The sequence below is a fragment of the Chitinilyticum piscinae genome (genome assembly GCF_015223195.1).
Lineage (GTDB): Bacteria > Pseudomonadota > Gammaproteobacteria > Burkholderiales > Chitinibacteraceae > Chitinilyticum > Chitinilyticum piscinae.
Map to the genome: position 1 here is coordinate 243,309 of NZ_JADFUA010000004.1, position 18,353 is coordinate 261,661.

Here is an 18,353-nt window from a genome sequence, read left to right on the forward strand (position 1 = left end):
GTGCAAAATGCGGCTAACCCTTTACCGCGCCGGCAGTCAGCCCGCGCACGAAGTATTTGCCAGCCAGCACGTAAACGATGATGGTCGGCAAGGCGGCGATCAGCGCAGCAGCCATGTCGACGTTGTATTCCTTCACGCTGGTAGTGGTATTCGCCAGATTGTTCAGCCCCACGGTAATCGGACGTGAATCCAGTCCCGAGAACACCACGCCGAAGAGGAAATCATTCCAGATCTGCGTGAATTGCCAGATCACGGTCACGGTGAGAATGGGCGTCGACATCGGCAGGATGATGCGCAAGAAAATCCGCCAGAATCCGGCGCCATCCAGCCGCGCGGCCTTGATCAGCTCGTCGGGAATGCCGACGTAGTAATTGCGGAAAAACAGCGTGGTACTCGCCAGTCCGCAGACCACATGCACGAATACCAGGCCCGGAATGGAACTCGCCATGCCGAAGAGCCCCAGCGTCTGCGCCATCGGCAGCAGCAACACCTGAAAGGGAATGAAGACCCCGAACAGAATCATCCCGAACACGATTTCCGAACCTCGGAACTGCCACTTGGAGAGCACGTAACCATTGATGGCCCCAAGCGCTGTCGAAATGGCCACGGCAGGCACGACCATCAGTACCGAATTCCAGAAGTACGGTTGAAGCCCGCTGCAATCGACACCGGTACAGGCACTCGACCAGGCCTTTTGCCAGGCCGCCAGGCTGATATCCAGTGGCAGCGACAGCAGATTGCCGTTGCGGATTTCCTCCATGCCTTTCAGCGAGGTGGTAAACATCACATACAGTGGCAGCAGGTAGTACACGGCCGCGATCAGCAGCGAGCCATAGACGACGATGCGCCAGAAGCGGTTTTGCTCAATCACGGCGCTTGCTCCTCAGTTCGGAATACAGATACGGCACCACCAGAGCCGCAACGGTCGCCAGCATCATCATGGCCGACGCCGCGCCCAGCCCCATCTGGCCGCGCGTGAAGGCCATCTGGTACATGAAGGTTGCCGGCAGATCGGAAGAGAAACCCGGGCCGCCCCCCGTGAGCGCCATGACCAGATCGAAACTCTTGATGGCAATGTGCGCCAGAATCATCAGGGTCGAGAAAAACACCGGACGCAATGCCGGCAGCACGATGCGCCAGTAGATGCGCGGCAGTGACGCGCCATCGATCTGGGCGGCCTTGATGATGCTGTCATCGATACCGCGCAAACCGGCCAGAAACAGTGCCATCACAAAACCCGAGGATTGCCACATGGCGGCGATCACGACCGTATAGATCGAATAATCCGGGTTCACCAGCCAGTCGAAGGTGAAGCTGGCAAATCCCCAGTCATGCAGCAGTTTTTCCAGGCCAAGACCGGGATTGAGCATCCACTTCCACGCAGTGCCCGTCACGATGAATGACAGTGCGAGCGGATACAGATAAATGGTGCGGAGCACACCCTCGGCGCGGATTTTCTGATCCAGCATCACCGCCAGGAAAATCCCGACAGCCATCGCCCCGCCGATGAACAGCACGCCGAAAATGCCCAGATTCTGCACCGCGGTCCACCAGCGCTCGCTGGCGAACAGTGCTTCGTACTGGGACAGACCTGCCGACTCGTAATTGGGCAGAATGCGCGAGCGGGTAAACGAGAGGTAACCATTCCAGGCGATGAAGCCATAAATGAAGACCAGCGAAAGCAGGAAAGAAGGTGCCAGAACCAGGCGCGGCAGCCAGCGCTCCGCAAACCCGTAGTGTGCGGATTGAGTGGTATGACTCATGTCGATCTCCAACCTCCCGCCTGCTGGCGGGAGGTATTCAGAGCAAGGCCTTGGTATGACTAGCCTGTGTGGCTATACCCTGATTATTGGACCTTGGCGGCGGTAGCCAGCTTGTCGGCAGCCTGCTGCGCCGACATCTTGTCGTCGTTCCAGTATTGCGACACCACGTCATAGATGGCCCCCTGGGTGGCCGAACGCATGGCCATGCCGTGAGCCCATGACGGAACCAGCGAACCGGACTTGGCCGTGGCCGCAAAATCAGCCGACGACTTCTTGCCGCATTCGTCGAATTTGGCCATGTCCATCCCGGTACGCGCAGGGATTGATCCCTTGTTCAGGTTGAAGGTTTCCTGGAATGCCGGGCTCATCAGTGCAGTAGCCAGATTATACTGCCCCTTCTCCACCTCCTTGCTGCCCTGCTTGAAGAACACAAAGGAATCGATATTGAAGGTGAAGGCCTTGTCGGTTCCCGGCGCGGCCACGCAGAGGAAATCCTTGCCCGGAACCTTTCCAGCGGCGAGGAATTCACCCTTGGCCCAGTCACCCATGAACTGCATGGCGGCCTTGCCGTTGATCACCATGCTGGTCGCCTGGTTCCAGTCACGACCAGCCGAATTTTTATCCGTATACGGCTTGAGTTTCTTGTAGGTTTCCAGTGATTTCAGCATGGTGGGGCTCTTGAGTGCCCCCTGATCGAGCTTGACGAAGGCTTTCTGATAGAAGTCCGCCCCGCCCACACCCAGCGCGATGCTCTCGAATACCGTGGCATCCTGCCAGGGCTGACCACCGTAGGCCAACGGCTGGATGCCGGCTTTTTTCAGCGCTTCCAGCGTGACGAACAGTTCATCCAGTGTTGCCGGCACCTTGGCATTGGCCTTTTTCAGCAACTCGGGGTTAACCCACAGCCAGTTCACCCGGTGCACGTTGACCGGTGCCGCCACATATTGCCCTTTGTACTTCATCACGCCCGAAACCACGGGTGGGAGCAGTTTGTCCCAGCCTTCCTTCTTGGCAACCGGATCAATCGTGGCAAGGACGCCTTCGTCACCCCACTCCTGGATGGCCGGGCCCTTGATCTGTGCCGCCGCAGGCGGCTGACCGGAAACCACACGGCTTTTCAGCACGGTCATGGCATTTTCACCTCCGCCACCGGCGACCGCGAAGTCTTTCCACTTGTGGCCCTTGCCTTCCATGGTTTTCTTCAACTCCACCGCCGCCTTGGCCTCACCGCCTGAGGTCCACCAGTGCAGCACTTCCACTTCGGCGGCGCTGGCGCCAAAAGCCAGCATCATGCCTGCAGCCAGAACGGCGATTTTCTGCTTTGCCATGTGTGTGATCTCCTGATTGTTGTGCTTCCGGAGTGGCTGCTCCGGATGTAGTTCAGAGTATGACAACTACACTCATTTGCAACATCAGGTCCTTACCCGTCAGGGACGGGCCTTATCCGGCAAGGTGACACACAGACAATTGAGAAAATCTGTAAGTAATCAAGCCTCAGCAACTACAAGGATTGACGTGGGTTTCGCCTACCCCTGTGGCAAACCTGCCGTTTATGGGCTTGCGCATGCAGCCGGCGAACGACATACCCCAAGAGCCTACCGGTCGGTAGCCGCTTCCATCCAAGATGTTCAGAGCGATACGCGCAGCACTTATGCCGCAACGCAGCATCAGCCAGCTTCAGCCAGCAGCGCCCGCAAACCAGCCTCATCCAGCACCGGCACTCCCAGCTCCTCGGCCTTGGCCAGCTTGCTGCCTGCGGCTTCGCCGGCGACCACATAGCTGGTTTTCTTCGAGACACTGCCACTGACCTTGCCACCGGCCGCCTCGATCATGGCCTGCGCCTCGTCCCGGGTGAGACTCGGCAATGTGCCGGTCAACACCAGCGTTTTGCCACTCAATACACCGGCGCTGGCGACCTGCGCGGGCAGGCCGGCGAGCAACTCCGCTCGCAGTGTGTCCAGCTGCTGCAATTGCCCGTTCTCATCACTGGTCAGCCAATTTTGTACACTGGCAGCAATCTCGGCGCTCAGCCCCGCATCCTGCAAGCGGCCAGTCGAAAAATCGCGCAGTTCGGCCAGCGTTGTCAGTGATGCCCCGAGCTGCGTGGCACGTGTTGCGGTAAGCTTCGGGATATCCAGCGCGGCCAGCAATGCCCCGGGCGCCAGCTTGTCGCGCAAGCCGGCATGCGGCGGTTTTTCCCCCTGCGGCGCAACCCCCAGCATCAGCAGTTCATCGATAACCTGCTGGTTGTGGGCTTCAGCGAAAAAGTCGGCTATAGCCGCTGCTACCGTTGCCCCGACATCGGGCAGTTGGCGCAGCAGCGCCGCCGGCGCACGGCGGATCAGGGCGAGACTGCCCAGCCAGTCGGCCAGCGTCTTGGCGGTCGATTCCCCCACATGCCGGATACCCAGCGCAAACAGAAAGCGATTCAGCGGCGGCGTCTTGCTGGCGGCAATCCCTTCCAGCAGGTTTTCCGCCCACCGGGTCGTCACCTGCCCGGCCTTCACCGTTTCCGGCACGACGCCGTCGCGCTCGTCGGCACGACGTTTCATGGCGAGGAAATCATCCAGCGTCAGCCGGTACAGGTCGGCCAGAGTCTTGACGTAATCCAGCTCGACCAGGTTGTCGATGTAACGCTCACCCAGTCCCTCAATATCCATCATGCGGCGGCCGGCAAAGTGGCGGATGGCTTCCTTGCGCTGCGCCGAACAGAACAGCCCGCCCGAGCAGCGTGTCACTGCCTCGCCGGGCTCGCGTACCACGTGGGAGCCACACACCGGACACTGGCTTGGCAGACGATACGGGGGGTATTGCTCGGTACGCCGCGTATCAAATAGATCTACGCCTGATACATCCTGCATCGGCCGGCGCTCCAGCACAACCGATACCACCTCGGGAATCACATCGCCCGCACGGCGCACGATAACGGTATCGCCAATGCGTACGTCCTTGCGGTCGACCTCATCCTGATTGTGCAGCGTGGCATTGGTCACCGTCACCCCGCCAACAAATACCGGTGCCAGCCGTGCCACCGGCGTGAGCGCGCCGGTACGGCCGACCTGCACGTCGATGGCCTCGACCACCGTCAGCGCTTCCTGAGCAGGATACTTGTGCGCCACGGCCCAACGCGGTTCGCGGCTGCGAAAGCCCAACTGCCGCTGCAGCGCCAGATCGTTCACCTTGTAGACCACGCCGTCGATGTCGAACGGCAGGGTGTCTCGCAGTGCAGCAACTTTGGCATGAAACGCAGCCAGCCCGCTCCCGCCCTGCGCCACCTCGCGCAGCTCACAGACCGGAAAGCCGAACGCAGCCAGCGCATCAAGGATACCTGCGTGCGTATCGGGCTGATCACTCCAGCCCTCGACAACTCCCAGCCCATACCCGAAGAACGACAGGGGCCGCTGTGCGGCGATGGCTGGATCCAGCTGGCGCACGGCCCCCGCAGCAGTATTGCGCGGGTTGGCGAAGGTCTTGTCACCGCGCTCGCGCTGCCGCGCGTTCAGTGCTTCGAAAGCATCGCGGCGCATGTACACTTCGCCACGCACTTCCAGTACGGCGGGGGCCCTGCCTTTGAGCCTGAGCGGAATCTGGCCGATGGTGCGGATATTCTGCGTCACGTCCTCACCAGTCGTACCGTCACCGCGCGTGGCGGCCTGCACCAGCACGCCGTGTTCGTAACGCAACGAGATCGCCAGACCGTCAAATTTCAGCTCGGCCGCATACTCGAGTGGCGGATCAAGCGGCAGCAGATCCAGCTCACGACGCACACTGGCATCAAACGCTTCGGCACCGGCAGCGGTGACATCGGTTTCCGTGCGGATCGACAGCATCGGCAGGGCATGGGTTACCGGGGCAAATTCGGCCAACGGCTTGCCGCCGACCCGCAGCGTGGGCGAATCAGCGGTTCTGAGCGCTGGATGCAGTGCTTCCAGTGCGTCCAGCTCGCGAAACAAGCGATCGTATTCCGCGTCGGGGACGCTGGGGGTATCAAGCACATAATATTCATGCGCGTAGCGGTTCAGCAGCTCGCGCAGCTCGGCCACGCGGTTCAGTTCGGCAGTCGTCGGGGTAGACACATCGGTCTCCAAAGCAAACGCCGCTGACTGGCAGCGGCGTTTATCCATCAGGCGGGGTGAATATCAGGCGAACAGACGCAGCGCCGCTACCGATCCGGGAGCAATGCCACGATCATCCATGCGGGCATAGATGCCAGCAAGTTGCTTACGGATGCTGGCGATGCTGGGCGGAGTCAACGGCTTGCCGTTGTCGTCGACCAGATTGCCAGCCAGCGCACCCGACAGGCTCTGGGCGAAATCGCACAGGTAATCAAATACCGGCAAGCCTCCGGCCACCCGCGGCACGTCAAACAGCAGCGTGAGGGCCTCCGAGGTTTTGCCAAACGGCGACTGATCCTGATTGGCCAGGGTAAACAGTGTCTTGCCCGAATCGCTGCGATAGTGGAACGCGCCATCCTGACCGCGCACCAGACCGGATTGCTCGGCAAGCACCCGCACCTTTTCCAGCGGGAATGGGCGATCAACGGCAAGGATATTCAGACCGATCAGCACATCAACACCGGCACAGAAATCATCCAGATCTTGCGCTGATGCGAGCTTGCTGCTGCGCTGCGGATAGGAAACACTGGCTTCGATGCCATCGGCAAACTGCTGCACGCTCATGGTGAAGGCATTGAGCTGCTCGGGGGTAACGGCGCCCTGACGGTCGGCCAGTTGCAGCGCGATGCGCAGTTCGCTGTAGCGGCTGCGGCTGTGCGGGTGAACGGCTTCCCAGTGATCCTGCACGGTACGGCCGATCACCTGGATGCGCTTGGCACCGGAGAACGGCGGCACTTCACCCGCCGAGACCGGCTCGCCGGCATGCACTTCAGCAATGAAATCCAGCGCGGGATCGATCAGGCTGGTCGCCAGCAACTCGGCCGGCGCATCGGCTTCGTCATCCTGTACGGCAGCGAACGCGGGGGCGTGGGAAACTGGTGCCGCAGCGGCGGCAGCCGGGCTAAGCACGCGCACCGGAGCGGGAGCAGGTGCCACTGGCGCAGCCGGTGCCGGCTGAGGCGCACGCGCGGCGAGTGCCGGGGGCATCGGCGGAATATCATCCTCGCCAACCAGCGGCTCCGGATCGTCATCCACCAGCACGGGCGCAAGCCGCGGTTCGTCAATCAGCGGTTCGACACGCAGGGCCTCTCCCTGACGCACGACATTTTTCGGGGTATCCATCAGCACATCGGGCTGATTCCGGGCAAAGGCCTTGCCGGCCTCCTTGCGGTAGCGGTATTCCTGCCACCAGTTAAATGCATAGACTGCCGCGACAATCGTTCCGCCGACAATCAGTGATCCGAGTTGTAAATCTGTCATATCCAGTTCAGGCGTATCTGCTTGTCATCGTACCCGCCACAAGGCGGACGCGTTTTCATCCGTGGGCGCTGGGCGCCTCTTTCGTGTACTGCATTTGTTCCGCATCAGGCCGGGGCTGCTTCGCGCATGTCGAGTGCGGCAGCAATATCGACGGCCACCACACGCGACACCCCCTGCTCCTGCATCGTGACACCGACCAGTTGCTCGGCCATTTCCATGGCCAGCCGGTTGTGGCTGATGAACAGGAATTGCGTGCGTTCGGCCATTTTCTTGACCAGATCGCAAAAACGCAAGGTATTCGCGTCGTCCAGCGGCGCATCCACCTCATCCAGCAGGCAAAATGGTGCCGGATTGAGCCTGAATAGCGAGAATACCAGACTTAGCGCCGTAAGTGCTTTCTCCCCCCCCGAGAGCAGGTGGATGGTCGCGTTCTTTTTGCCCGGCGGCTGCGCCATGATCTGCAGGCCGGCATCGAGGATTTCCTCGCCGGTGAGCACCAGCTCGGCATGACCACCGCCAAACAGCATCGGAAACAGCTCCTGCAGATTGCCGTTGACCGCATCGTAGGTGCCCTGCAGCAGTGCGCGCGTTTCGCGATCAATGCGGCGAATGGCATTTTCCAGCGTATCCATTGCAGCATAAAGATCGGCGCTCTGCGCCTGCAGATACCCCTCGCGTTCGCGCGCGGCCTCCAGCTCCTGCAGTGCGGCAAGGTTCACCGCCCCCAGGGCATTCACTGCTTGCGAGAGCTTGCCGATCTCGCTAACGAGCGCCCCGACCTTCATGCCCGGTTCCAGCTTTTGCTGCAGCAGCGCTTCATCCGCTGCGGCCTCGGCCAGCTCCTGCGCAAAACGCTCCAGCGCAAGCCGCGCCTCCTGCTCGGCCAACCTGGCGGCACTGACGGCTTCGCGCGCGGGCTCGAGGGTAGCCTCGACCAACTGGCGTGCTGCTTCGACCTCACGCAACTGCTGCGCTATGCCATTGAGCGTGTCTCGGGCCGCCGCGAGCAGGCGTTCCTTCTCGCTGCGGATATTGACCGCATCCTGGAAGCCCACGTCGAAGTCGCCTTCGTCGATCCCGGCCAGCTCTTCCAGCAGCTCGGCGAGCCGCTCCTGTTGCGCATCCTGCTGCTGCACCAGGTCTTCGCTGCGACGCGAAAGCTCGGCCAGCCGCTGTGCCGCACTCTGTACGGCAAAGCGCGCTTCCTGCGCCTGCCGGTCGGCCTCGCGCAACTGGCTGCGCTTGAGCGTCAGCGCGGTTTCGGCTTCGACGCGATCCAGCTTCAGGTTTTCCAGCTGTTCGTCTAGTGGCGCCAGTGCTGCCTCCTGAATCACCGCTTCGCTTTCGCAATCACGCAGTGCGCGTTCTTCATCGTCCAGCTGACGACGCAGCTGGCGCAACTCGTCCTGCAGCTGAGTCATGCGCAGACTGGCCTGCTCGCGCTCGGCCTGCCGGCGTGCCTGCTCGCGCTCGGCCTGATGCACGTACTGGCGCTGGCGATTTTCCAACTGACGCTGCTCGCGCAGCTGTGCCTCGATCTGCAGCAAGCTGCTGCCGGCTTCGGAGAGCTGCATGGCGGCCAGCCGCACGGTTTCTTCGGCTTGCGGCAATGCGGCATCCAGTGCGGCCAGCTCCTGCTGGCGCGCCAGTGCACCGGTTTCACCGGCTGCGGCAACCTGGTAGTGCACCGCATGGCGCTCAACGCTGTGCCCGTCCCGGGTCAGGATCTGCTGAGCTGCGTGCAATTGATCCTGCCAAGCCAAGGCCTGTACCAGATCATCGGCGACCAGAAAGGGCGCCAGCCAGTCTGCCAGCACCGGCTGCCAACGGGCATCGTGGGCCTGAACATAACTTGCCAGTGTGGCCAGGCCTGTTTGCGCAACGGCCTCTGGGGCTAATGCCCCGGCCCTGCCGGGACGCACAAGCAGCAAAGAATCAGGCGGGGGTATATCCGGGTAGCCATCCACCATTAATGATTTCAGCCGCATACCCAGCGCAGTTTCAATCAGTTCGGCATAACCGGCTTCGACGGTGAGCGTGGCTAGCAAGGCCGGCAGTGCGGCATAGCCCTGCTGCTTCAGCCAGGCATCCAGCTCGCCGGCCCGTCTGGGCGTCTGCAGCCCGGTAAGGACTTCGTGCCGGGTTTGCTGGGCAGCCAGAGACAGCCGAGCCTGCTCATGCTGCTGGCGCAGATCTTGTTGCTGTTCACGAATTTCCTGCAGACGGGATTCACTGTCCTGCATGCCAAGCACGAGCTCTTCGAGCGCCATCCTTGCCGCATCGAGTTCCAGCTGATCGTCTTCGCCCTCATCCGGCACGACGGTACGTGCCTGTTCGGCAGTCAGCCGGGTCAGCCGCTCGCGCAACTGGTCGCGCTGCCGTGCATGGTTTTGTGCCTGCTGGCGCGCCAGCTGCGCGGCAGCCCGCGCCTGCGCATGGCGCTCGCGCAAGGACTGGAAGCATTCATCCAGCTCGGCCTGCGCCTGCTCCAGCTCCGGCAGCCGCAGATGTTCCTCTTCGGCTTGCAGCGCCGTTTCCTCGGCGCGGAGGCTGGCCTCTTCGCTGCGCAGCAGCCAGTCTTCCATTTCGGCGGCCAGCTGGCGCCGGGTCTCGTCCAGCCTTTGCAGACTGTCACGCGCCGACTGCGCCTCCTGGCTGAGCCGCTGGCGAGTCTGGCGCAAATGCTGCAGTTGCTGCTCCAGTCGCGCAACAGTGGCATTGGCATCATAGAGATGCCCCTGTGCATGATGGACATCGTCACTCGCGCGGAAATGCGCCTCGCGCAATTCTTCCAGCCGGGCTTCCTGTGCACGCAACTGCGCCAGCTGGGCATCGAGTGCGGTCTGCGCGGCATCGATGGCCTGACGGGCGGCTTCGGCCTCGCGGGCGGCCTCAAGCTTGCGCAGCAATGCCAGCAAATTCTGTTTTTCGGTAATGGTTTCGCGCAGATTCTGGTAGCGGCTGGCCACCTCGGCCTGCGCGGCCAGCTTGTCAAGCTGGCGCTCCAGTTCCTGCCGGATATCTTCAACCCGCGCGAGATTGTCGCGGGTATCGGCCAGCCGCGATTCCGTTTCGCGGCGGCGTTCCTTGTACTTGGACACGCCCGCAGCTTCTTCCAGAAAGTGCCGCAGCTCCTCGGGGCTGGCCTCGATGATGCGGTTGATCATCCCCTGGCCGATGATGGCATACCCGCCCTTGCCGACGCCGGTACCAAGAAAGAGATCGGTAATGTCGCGCCGCCGCACCGCCTGGTTATTGATGCAATAGTTCGACTCACCCTGCCGCGTCAGCACGCGCTTGATGCTGATTTCGGTGAACTGGCCCCACTGGCTCTGCACCGTTCCCGCCGAATTGTCGAACACCAGCTCGACGGAGGCACGACTCACGGCTTTGCGCGTGGTCGAGCCGTTGAAAATCACGTCCTGCATCGATTCGCCACGCAACTGCTTGGCGCTGGATTCACCCAGCACCCAGCGCACGGCATCGATGACATTTGACTTGCCGCATCCATTTGGGCCGCAGACAGCCACCAGCTGACCCGGCACGGCAATCGACGTGGGGTCTACGAAGGATTTGAATCCGGCCAGCTTGATGTGGGAAAGGCGCACGGCAGCAGCAGAAGTTGCGGGTGCGCCGATTGTACCGGACTGGCCCGCCGCTCGCAGCGACGGGTTTAGCCGAATGCGGTTTTGCTACTGATTCAGGCGCGTCAGCTTGTTGCCCTGTACGCCCAGGCCGGCCATCAGCCCTTTCTGGCTGAAGATGAAGGCGTAAATGTCGTCCTTGATCGTCTTGGTGGTCATGCTGCGCCCCATGCCTTCATCGACCAGCACCACACTGGGACCAACACCCACTTCGAAACCCTGCTGCGCATCCAGCGCAGCCACCGCGCCGTCATTCATCAGAAACAGCGCGTAGCCGTATTTCTGCACGCCGGCCTGCAGCCCCCATGAGGCGCCTGCCGTGCTGTAGTAAGCCACCGGCTTGCCCTGACGCCACAACACCCCCTCGCCGTACTGTCCACCCACGACCAGGCCGCCTTTTTTCACGGCCGGAAATACCAGCACGGCCACGGCCTGGGCATGCAGCGCTTTCGCGGCAGGCACACTGGATACCAATTTTTGCAGCGCAGCCTGGGAAGACTTGTTCAGGGCAGTTTGCTCGGACGCGGTCAATGCACTGGCATTTGCAGCCAGCAGCCAACTGCCACAGAGCAGCAGCAAGAAATAACGCTTCACAACGTGCAGCATGACAGACTCCAGAAAGTGTAATGACCTCCCTGTTATAGCCTGCCATGCGGATTGCTACTGCTTATTCCTCCAGCAGGCTGCGCAGCATCCACGCGGTTTTTTCGTGGACTTCCAGTCGTTGCGTCAGCAGATCGGCCGTAGGCTGGTCATTGGCTGCATCCACCAGCGAAAACAGGCTGCGCGCGGTACGCGCGGTGGCCTCCTGGGCGGCGACGAGGTGCCGGATCATGTCATTGGCCCTGGGTACCCCCTCAACCTCCTTGATCGATGCCAGTTTGACAAACTCCTTGTAGGTGCCCGGCGCCGGCTCGCCCAGCGCGCGGATGCGCTCGGCAATCATGTCCAGCGCGGTCCACTGTTCCGAGTACTGGTTCATGAACATCACATGCAGGCTGTTGAACTGCGGCCCGGTCACATTCCAGTGAAAATTGTGCGTCATCAGATAGAGCGTGTAGCTGTCCGCCAGCAGGCGGGACAATCCAGCCGCAATCGCCTTGCGATCCTTGTCGGAAATGCCGATGTCGATGCGGGGAGCGGAAGCAGTTTTCTTGCTGGCCATCTTGGTCTCCTTGACGTTCTCTGCCGCGCGAATCGGCGGCGTTTCATTGCCAGTTAACTACACGACCGTGCGGATTTGAAGTAGATTTTACCGATCTGCAAGTTTGACAAAAGCAATCACCAGCCAAGGAGAAACCATGCTTGCCCATATCTATGTCGCCCCCGGTTTTGAAGAAGTCGAACTCGTCACCATCGCCGATATCCTGCGGCGTGGCGGTGTCGACACACGCCTGATTTCGCTGGATGAAACTCCCGCCCAAACGGGCGCACACGGCATCACGCTGCACACCGACCAGCCCTTCAGTGCAGCAGAAGGAATGCTGGCCGATGCCATCATTCTGCCAGGCGGTGGCCCGGGCACGCAGGCCATGCTGGCCAGCCCGGCGCTGCATGTGCGGCTGCAGGCGCACAAGTCGGCAGGCAAATTGGTCGCCGCCATCTGCGCGGCGCCGATGGTACTGGCCAAGGCCGGCGCGCTCGCCGGTGAAACCGCCTGCTGCTTCCCTGGCTGCGAAGCCACGCTAAACAGCGTCGGCGCCAGCGTAAGCGCATACAACGTGGTCGAGAGTGGCAGCGTAATCACCTCGCGCGGCCCGGCAACGGCCGCGAGCTTTGCCCTGACCCTGCTGGGCAAGCTGGCAGGTGAAACCGCCGCACGCGAAGTCGGCCGTGCCATGCTCTACCTTTAATCCCGGGGTAGGCCAGGTACGCGCTGTTCAACTCCTGGCCAGAACACAAGCTCACCCAGTGCATTGATCAGGAGAACTCTGCATCACCAGCCGGCGATCGTGCTGCTCATCGGCCAGGCTTACAAGGGATTCTTCTTTTTCGCGGCAGTGCGGGCTAGTGTTGGGGTAACTGCAACCGGAGCGCAATCATGCGAAGCTATGTACTGATCCTGTTGCTGCTGCTCTCCCCTCTGGCGCTGTGCGAGGACATTACCCTCCGGCTGCAAGCCCGTCGCGATGGCCAGCATGAGTACTATCATCGCTTGCTTAGTGAGGCGCTGCGTGCACAAGGGCATACCGTCACGCTGCAGGTCAGCCCCGAACTGCCGGCAGCCCGACGCAACCAGTTGCTGGAAAGCGGGGAAATCAGCGTCCACTGGCTCCTGCAAAGCAAGCAGCGCGACGCGCAATATCTGCCAGTCCCCGTCGGACTGACCAAAGGGCTCATCGGCCAGCGCCTGCTGCTGATCCCGCGCGGCGCATCCACCCGCCTTGCCGGGGTAAACAACCTGGCCGATCTGCAGGCACTGAATCTGCGAGCCGGAATGGGCAAGGACTGGTTCGATGTGCGGATCTGGCAATTCAACCGGCTACCCGTATTCGAGCAAACCGGCGACTGGCAACTGCTATACCGAATGCTGCTCACACCGGAGCGCCAGATCGATTATCTGCCACGAGGCGCACTTGAAATCGGGCCGGAACAGCAGTCCCGCCCGGAGCTGGAAATCGAACCGCGGCTAGTGCTGGTGTATGACCGGGACTTCATTTTCTATGTCAGCCCCCGGGAACCCGGTTTGCACGATGCAATCAGCCAGGCTCTCACGGCTGCGGCAGAAAGCGGACTGCAGCAACGCCTGCTGGAGCAGCATTTCCGCAAACAGCTGCAACCGCTGAACCTGCAGCAACGCGTCCGGATCCCCCTAGTGGTACCTGACGAGCTGTAGCCTGGCTCAACCGTCAACCACAGGCAGGGCAGGCAATCCGTGACGCGCACGGGCACGGTTGCACGCCGAGGCGAAATTGCCGATCTCTGCCAGCGGCGCAAATTCACGGCACGGCGACGGGCGTTCTGCATAGATGCCGCACCAGACCTTCTCGCCGATGGTGCCGCACAGCGCCAGACAGCGCGGATTGGCGTAATCGGTCCCCTTCAACCGTGCGTGCTCGTACCCTTCTGGATCAGCCAGACCGTCCGGCACGCGCCCGCCTTCGCTTTCAAGCTCGGAGCTGTGGAAGGTCACGCGAAATGCGGCGCAGCAGGCGCCACAGCTAAGACAGGGATTATCCATCGATTGGCCGGCAGAAAAGGGATCAACGCGCAGCTATTTACCCTGTTCCTTGCGTCTTGCCAAGCCGCTAGCGGCATGCGGGTGCTAGAATCCCGCACAATCTGAACGCCACCCTGCTGCTTTCCACCATGCTCAAACGCCCGCGCACTCCCCGCCGCAACCGCCGTACCGCCGACCTGGACGAACTGATCCGGCTGGCCAATGGTCTGGCCGACTCCTGCACCCGCCCCGAAGACGAGTTCTGGATCGCGGCACTGGATGAAGCCGTTCTGCCACTGCTGGAGGGTGGAGACGAGGAAAGCCTCAACGTGGCGCTGGAGACCCTGGCTCAGGCTGAATCGGATGCCTGGAGTGAACTCGCCAATGCCATCGAAGCGGCCTGCGAAACGCGCATCGTCCAGCATGACGGGCAGGACTGGCAGGTGGTATTGCTGGCGGCACCATTACTAAGCTGGTCGCGCTATGCCATACCGACCGGCGCACTGGGCCGTGAACTGCTGCAGACCCTGCGCGTCCAGCTGGGCGCGCATATTCTGGCACGCGGCACGCGCCTCGCCCTGGTCGATTATCTGTTCAGCCCGGATCAGCTGCCGCAGGGGTTCTGCCCCACTTATGCATTGCTGCAGGAAATGGCGCCACTGGCAGTCCGCGCGCAGGATCTAGCGCTGGCTGATGCGGCACTCCCGGAAACCGCAGCTTTTCTGTCGGATTCGCGCTACATCGTCGCGGCAGTTGCCGCGCCACTGGGACAAGCCCTGTTCCGCTGGCAGGAAGACGATGGTGAGCGCAAGGAGGCCGAGGTGCAATGGCGCAAACAGGGCGCCGCGGCACTGACGCCGGTCTTCGCCGGCTGCGCAATGGAAGCACTGTTACCCCAAGCCTATTTTGCCGCCTGGCGCGAAACCGACCGGGCATCACGCGCGTACTCCATCCGCGCCACCGTCTCCTTCCTGCAGCTGACATTGAATCTGGAAGCGCGGCAGATCAGTGCCGCAGTAGCCGCCTGTTACAAGCAGCGGCTGGAAGAATACCGTATCGGCTTCATGCTCAACCGTGGCAGCCAGGTCGTGCATGGCGTGGTCTGGCCACTGCTGGATGGTGAAAACGAACACAGCGACTGCATCGGCGAAATCGAAGCCATCCTGCGTGAATGTGGCATCAGTACGATCACCGTGCACGATCACAGTTTCCCCTGCGATCACTGCGATGACTGTGGCAGCCCGTTATTTCCGAACAGTGATGGCGAACTGCTGCACACCGAGCCCCCGGAAGAAGCGCAGGAGCAGGCACCGCAGCACCTTCACTGATACCCATTCATGTATACGCATGAAGCCATTTCAAATAAAAAGCCGGGTGCTTATACCCGGCTTTTTGTTTGAAAGAAACAATACCCCTGTGGTGAGCATCCGCAGTGGTGTGAGCCGGACAACGTCAACCGTCCGGCATTCCCAACCACGGTCAGCATCACGCAGACTTTTGGCAATTGAATGGGCTGATGTGGGTGCTCTGGAGCTGCCCTTGCAAGCGCCACATGAATGGCATACCTGAGGGCATACTGCAAAGCCAAAAACAAAAAAGCCCTGATTTATCAGAGCTTTTTTGGCGAATTCTGGCGGAGAGAGGGGGATTCGAACCCCCGATAGGCTATTAACCTATACACGCTTTCCAGGCGTGCGACTTAAACCACTCATCCATCTCTCCGGAAGAGGTGCGAACTATACACACACTCGGAGCAACTGGCAAACCTGTAATACGATTTTATGGAGCAAGGCTGTAAAAAAGCGCGCCCGCAAGGGGCGCGCTGACCATCATTCCACTAGCTCAATCAGAACTCTTCCCAGTCATCGCCCTCTGCGGCTACGGCCGCACGAAGCGGCGCTGCCGGTTTGGCCTTGACTGCACGGACAGGCATGCCAGCCGGTTTCGCGGGTTTGCTGGCCGCAGGCAAGGCGGGAGCAGGCTTGGCGGGCGCAGCGTGCACCGGTGCCGGAGCGGCCAGGCGCAGACTGCTGCGTTCCAGCTTGAAGGCACTGACAGCCTGCGCCAGCGTTTGCGCCTGTTCCTGCAGCGACTCGGCCGCCGCCGAAGCTTCCTCGACCAGCGCAGCATTTTGCTGGGTAACTTCATCCATCTGGATCACTGCCTGGTTGACTTGCTCGATCCCCGAGCTTTGCTCAATCGAGGCGCTGGATATCTCGGCCATGATGTCCGTCACCCGCTTGATGCTGTTTTCGATTTCAGCCATGGTCGTACCCGCTTCGCCCACCAGCTTCGAGCCATCATCAACCTTGCTGACCGAGTCACTGATCAGCTGCTTGATTTCCTTGGCCGCTGATGCCGAACGCTGCGCCAGGCTGCGCACTTCGGAAGCCACCACGGCAAAGCCGCGCCCCTGTTCCCCCGCACGCGCAGCCTCGACGGCCGCATTGAGCGCCAGGATATTGGTCTGGAAGGCAATGCCGTCGATGACACTGATGATGTCGACAATCTTGCGAGAGGACTCATTGATCGAACTCATGGTATCGACAACACGCCCAACCACTTCGCCGCCCTTGGTGGCCACGTCCATGGAGCCGCGGGCCAGCTGGCTGGCGACCTTGGCATTTTCGGCGTTCTGTTTCACCGTGCTGGTGAGTTCTTCCATGCTTGATGCCGTTTCTTCGAGGCTTGCCGCCTGCGATTCGGTACGGCGTGACAGATCCGAATTGCCTTGTGCGATTTCATGGGCAGCCGAGTTGATCGATTGCCCACAATCCGCGATTTCGCCGACCAGATTCTGCAAATTGGCCACCGTGAGATTCACTCCCTGCTTGGTTTCGCCGAACAAGCCGGGGTAGTCCTTGCTGATGGTTTGGGTCAGATCGCCCTGCGCCAGGGCCGAAGCTACGCGTATGACATCCCGCAAGCCGGTTTCCGTCACATCCGAAAGCTGGTTCAGCAACTCCGACAAACGACGGGTGTAGCCCTGCTTGTCCTGCAGTGCCATTTTGACACTGAAATCACCCCGATCTGCCGCAGCAGCCACCAGATGTTCAATCTCGGCCACGATCTTGCGCAACGCCTCGACGGTGTTATTGACCCCCTCCTTCGTTGCGCCGAAGAGTCCCGGGTAGTCCTTGGTTATCGATTGGGACAGGTCGCCACTGGCAAGTGCCTTGGCAACCCGCAGCACATCATTGAAGCCGACATCGCAAGTTTCAACCAGCCGATTGAGATTCTCCACCATCTCGCGGAACACGTACTGATACTGGGCCGCATCGGCACGCTGGCTGAAATCACCTCGCGCCCCCGCTTCGGAAAGCAGTTTCACATCGTTGCTAATCGCCAGCAGCGATGCCTTGACCTGATCAATTGCGCTCGTAATCTTCGCCTTATCGCCTGGCAGCCGGTCCATATCCGGCGCGAAATTGCCGCGGGAGTACTCGGTGATCACCTCGACGATTTTCATCTTCACCGCGATGTGGGCGTTCACCAGCGTGTTGATGTCCGTCGCCATCTGCGCAAAGCTGCCGGCAAACTGACTCGCATCAATCTGCTCGCGGATCCAGCCTGCTTCGTGCTGCTGCGCCATCTGGCGCTGGGCTGCAATAAAGCGGTTGATGCCGTCCTGCATCTGTTTCATCGCGGCCAGCACACTGCTGTCATCACCGGCCCTCAGCTCAAACGCGTTATCCATCTTGCCTTGCGCCACAGCGAGTGCAATTGCCGCGGCATCACCGGGCTCGCCACCGAGCTGCCGCTTCAGATGCCGCACGATGAGCCAAGCCAGCAGTCCACCCAATACGAGGGCCAGCACGGCCATCAGTATCACCTGCAGGCGTGCGGCATTGGCCAAGTCGTCCGCTTCCTTGCCTTCCGTTTTCATCAACTCGGACTGATAGGTGATCAGTTGTCCCAACGATTCACTGTAAGCCTGATTGGTCGCACGCAACTCACCCAGCATCAGCAGCTTGGCTTCTTCCGGGCTGGTTTTGCGCAATTCCAGGAATCGATCAAGATTTTTGCTGAATTCGGCCCGCTTATCCGTGGCATCCTGCAGCAGAGCTCGGCCCTTTTCGGATTTGATGAGCTTATCCAGCTGCTCGTACAGCTCGCTGTTTGCCTTGCGCATTTCGGCCACCGAGGCAAGCGCAGCATCAATATCCTTTTGCTCGCTAAACAGCATGGCATTGCGGTTCTGCAATGCCACCCCATCCAGATTTTTCTGGAGTTTGTGGACGAGTTCAGTCTTGGGATAGCGATCATTGAGCATCATTTCAATACCGCCATTGAGCTGCTCGATGCGCAAATACGCCAGCGCACTGATCAGCAGCAGTAAAAACAGCACGACCCCAAACCCGATCCCCAGCTGGGTGCCAACTTTCATGGATTTACCGGAGGACATCGCCTT

At 60.9% G+C, this 18,353-nt stretch carries 13 protein-coding genes and 1 tRNA gene; 3 read left to right on the forward strand and 11 right to left on the reverse strand.

The window, feature by feature from the left end:
• Positions 1-13: 13 nt before the first annotated feature.
• From INR99_RS09075 to INR99_RS09110, 8 genes are all read right to left on the reverse strand, one after another.
• Entirely contained in the window at positions 14-871 is an 858-nt protein-coding gene (locus INR99_RS09075; RefSeq protein WP_194116022.1) for a carbohydrate ABC transporter permease, read from the reverse strand.
• Positions 864-1,763 (reverse strand): carbohydrate ABC transporter permease, encoded by a 900-nt coding sequence (locus INR99_RS09080; protein WP_194116023.1) that lies wholly within the window; start codon positions 1,761-1,763, stop codon positions 864-866. The genes INR99_RS09075 and INR99_RS09080 overlap by 8 nt, the downstream gene beginning before the upstream one ends.
• An 83-nt stretch (positions 1,764-1,846) precedes the next feature.
• Complete coding sequence (locus tag INR99_RS09085; protein ID WP_228098179.1) at positions 1,847-3,091, reverse strand: ABC transporter substrate-binding protein; 1,245 nt, start codon at positions 3,089-3,091, stop codon at positions 1,847-1,849.
• 339 nt (positions 3,092-3,430) lie between these two features.
• Positions 3,431-5,887, reverse strand: coding sequence for an NAD-dependent DNA ligase LigA (gene ligA / locus INR99_RS09090; protein ID WP_194116024.1), 2,457 nt, complete (start codon positions 5,885-5,887; stop codon positions 3,431-3,433).
• Between the two features lie 15 nt (positions 5,888-5,902).
• Positions 5,903-7,138 carry a cell division protein ZipA C-terminal FtsZ-binding domain-containing protein gene (locus INR99_RS09095; RefSeq protein ID WP_194116025.1) on the reverse strand — a complete coding sequence of 412 codons (1,236 nt, stop codon included), beginning with the start codon at positions 7,136-7,138 and terminating at the stop codon, positions 5,903-5,905.
• A gap of 104 nt (positions 7,139-7,242) precedes the next feature.
• Complete coding sequence (gene smc / locus INR99_RS09100; RefSeq protein ID WP_194116026.1) at positions 7,243-10,746, reverse strand: chromosome segregation protein SMC; 3,504 nt, start codon at positions 10,744-10,746, stop codon at positions 7,243-7,245.
• 84 nt (positions 10,747-10,830) lie between these two features.
• On the reverse strand, positions 10,831-11,388 hold the full coding sequence (locus tag INR99_RS09105) for a lipid-binding SYLF domain-containing protein (RefSeq protein ID WP_194116027.1): 558 nt from the start codon (positions 11,386-11,388) through the stop codon (positions 10,831-10,833).
• Between the two features lie 61 nt (positions 11,389-11,449).
• A complete protein-coding gene (locus tag INR99_RS09110; protein WP_194116028.1) occupies positions 11,450-11,947 on the reverse strand; it encodes a Dps family protein in 498 nt (165 codons plus the stop codon).
• A 136-nt stretch (positions 11,948-12,083) separates the two neighbouring features.
• Between INR99_RS09110 and INR99_RS09115 the strand changes: the two genes are divergently transcribed.
• Both INR99_RS09115 and INR99_RS09120 read left to right on the forward strand, forming a co-directional pair.
• Positions 12,084-12,635: a DJ-1 family glyoxalase III gene (locus INR99_RS09115; RefSeq protein ID WP_194116029.1), complete on the forward strand. Its 552-nt coding sequence runs from the start codon at positions 12,084-12,086 to the stop codon at positions 12,633-12,635.
• 188 nt (positions 12,636-12,823) lie between these two features.
• Positions 12,824-13,618 carry a transporter substrate-binding domain-containing protein gene (locus tag INR99_RS09120; protein WP_194116030.1) on the forward strand — a complete coding sequence of 265 codons (795 nt, stop codon included), beginning with the start codon at positions 12,824-12,826 and terminating at the stop codon, positions 13,616-13,618.
• A 6-nt stretch (positions 13,619-13,624) separates the two neighbouring features.
• Here the strand turns inward: INR99_RS09120 and INR99_RS09125 are convergent, their stop codons facing one another.
• Positions 13,625-13,963 carry a YkgJ family cysteine cluster protein gene (locus INR99_RS09125; RefSeq protein WP_194116031.1) on the reverse strand — a complete coding sequence of 113 codons (339 nt, stop codon included), beginning with the start codon at positions 13,961-13,963 and terminating at the stop codon, positions 13,625-13,627.
• A 128-nt stretch (positions 13,964-14,091) separates the two neighbouring features.
• Between INR99_RS09125 and INR99_RS09130 the strand changes: the two genes are divergently transcribed.
• Positions 14,092-15,270 (forward strand): DUF2863 family protein, encoded by a 1,179-nt coding sequence (locus tag INR99_RS09130; RefSeq protein ID WP_194116032.1) that lies wholly within the window; start codon positions 14,092-14,094, stop codon positions 15,268-15,270.
• Between the two features lie 303 nt (positions 15,271-15,573).
• On the opposite strand, the gene INR99_RS09135 is transcribed toward INR99_RS09130, so the two are convergent.
• Positions 15,574-15,664: transfer RNA gene (locus INR99_RS09135), tRNA-Ser, on the reverse strand.
• Positions 15,665-15,788: 124 nt separating this feature from the next.
• Positions 15,789-18,329, reverse strand: a complete 2,541-nt coding sequence (locus tag INR99_RS17905; protein WP_194116033.1) for a methyl-accepting chemotaxis protein — start codon at positions 18,327-18,329, stop codon at positions 15,789-15,791.
• Positions 18,330-18,353: the final 24 nt, after the last annotated feature.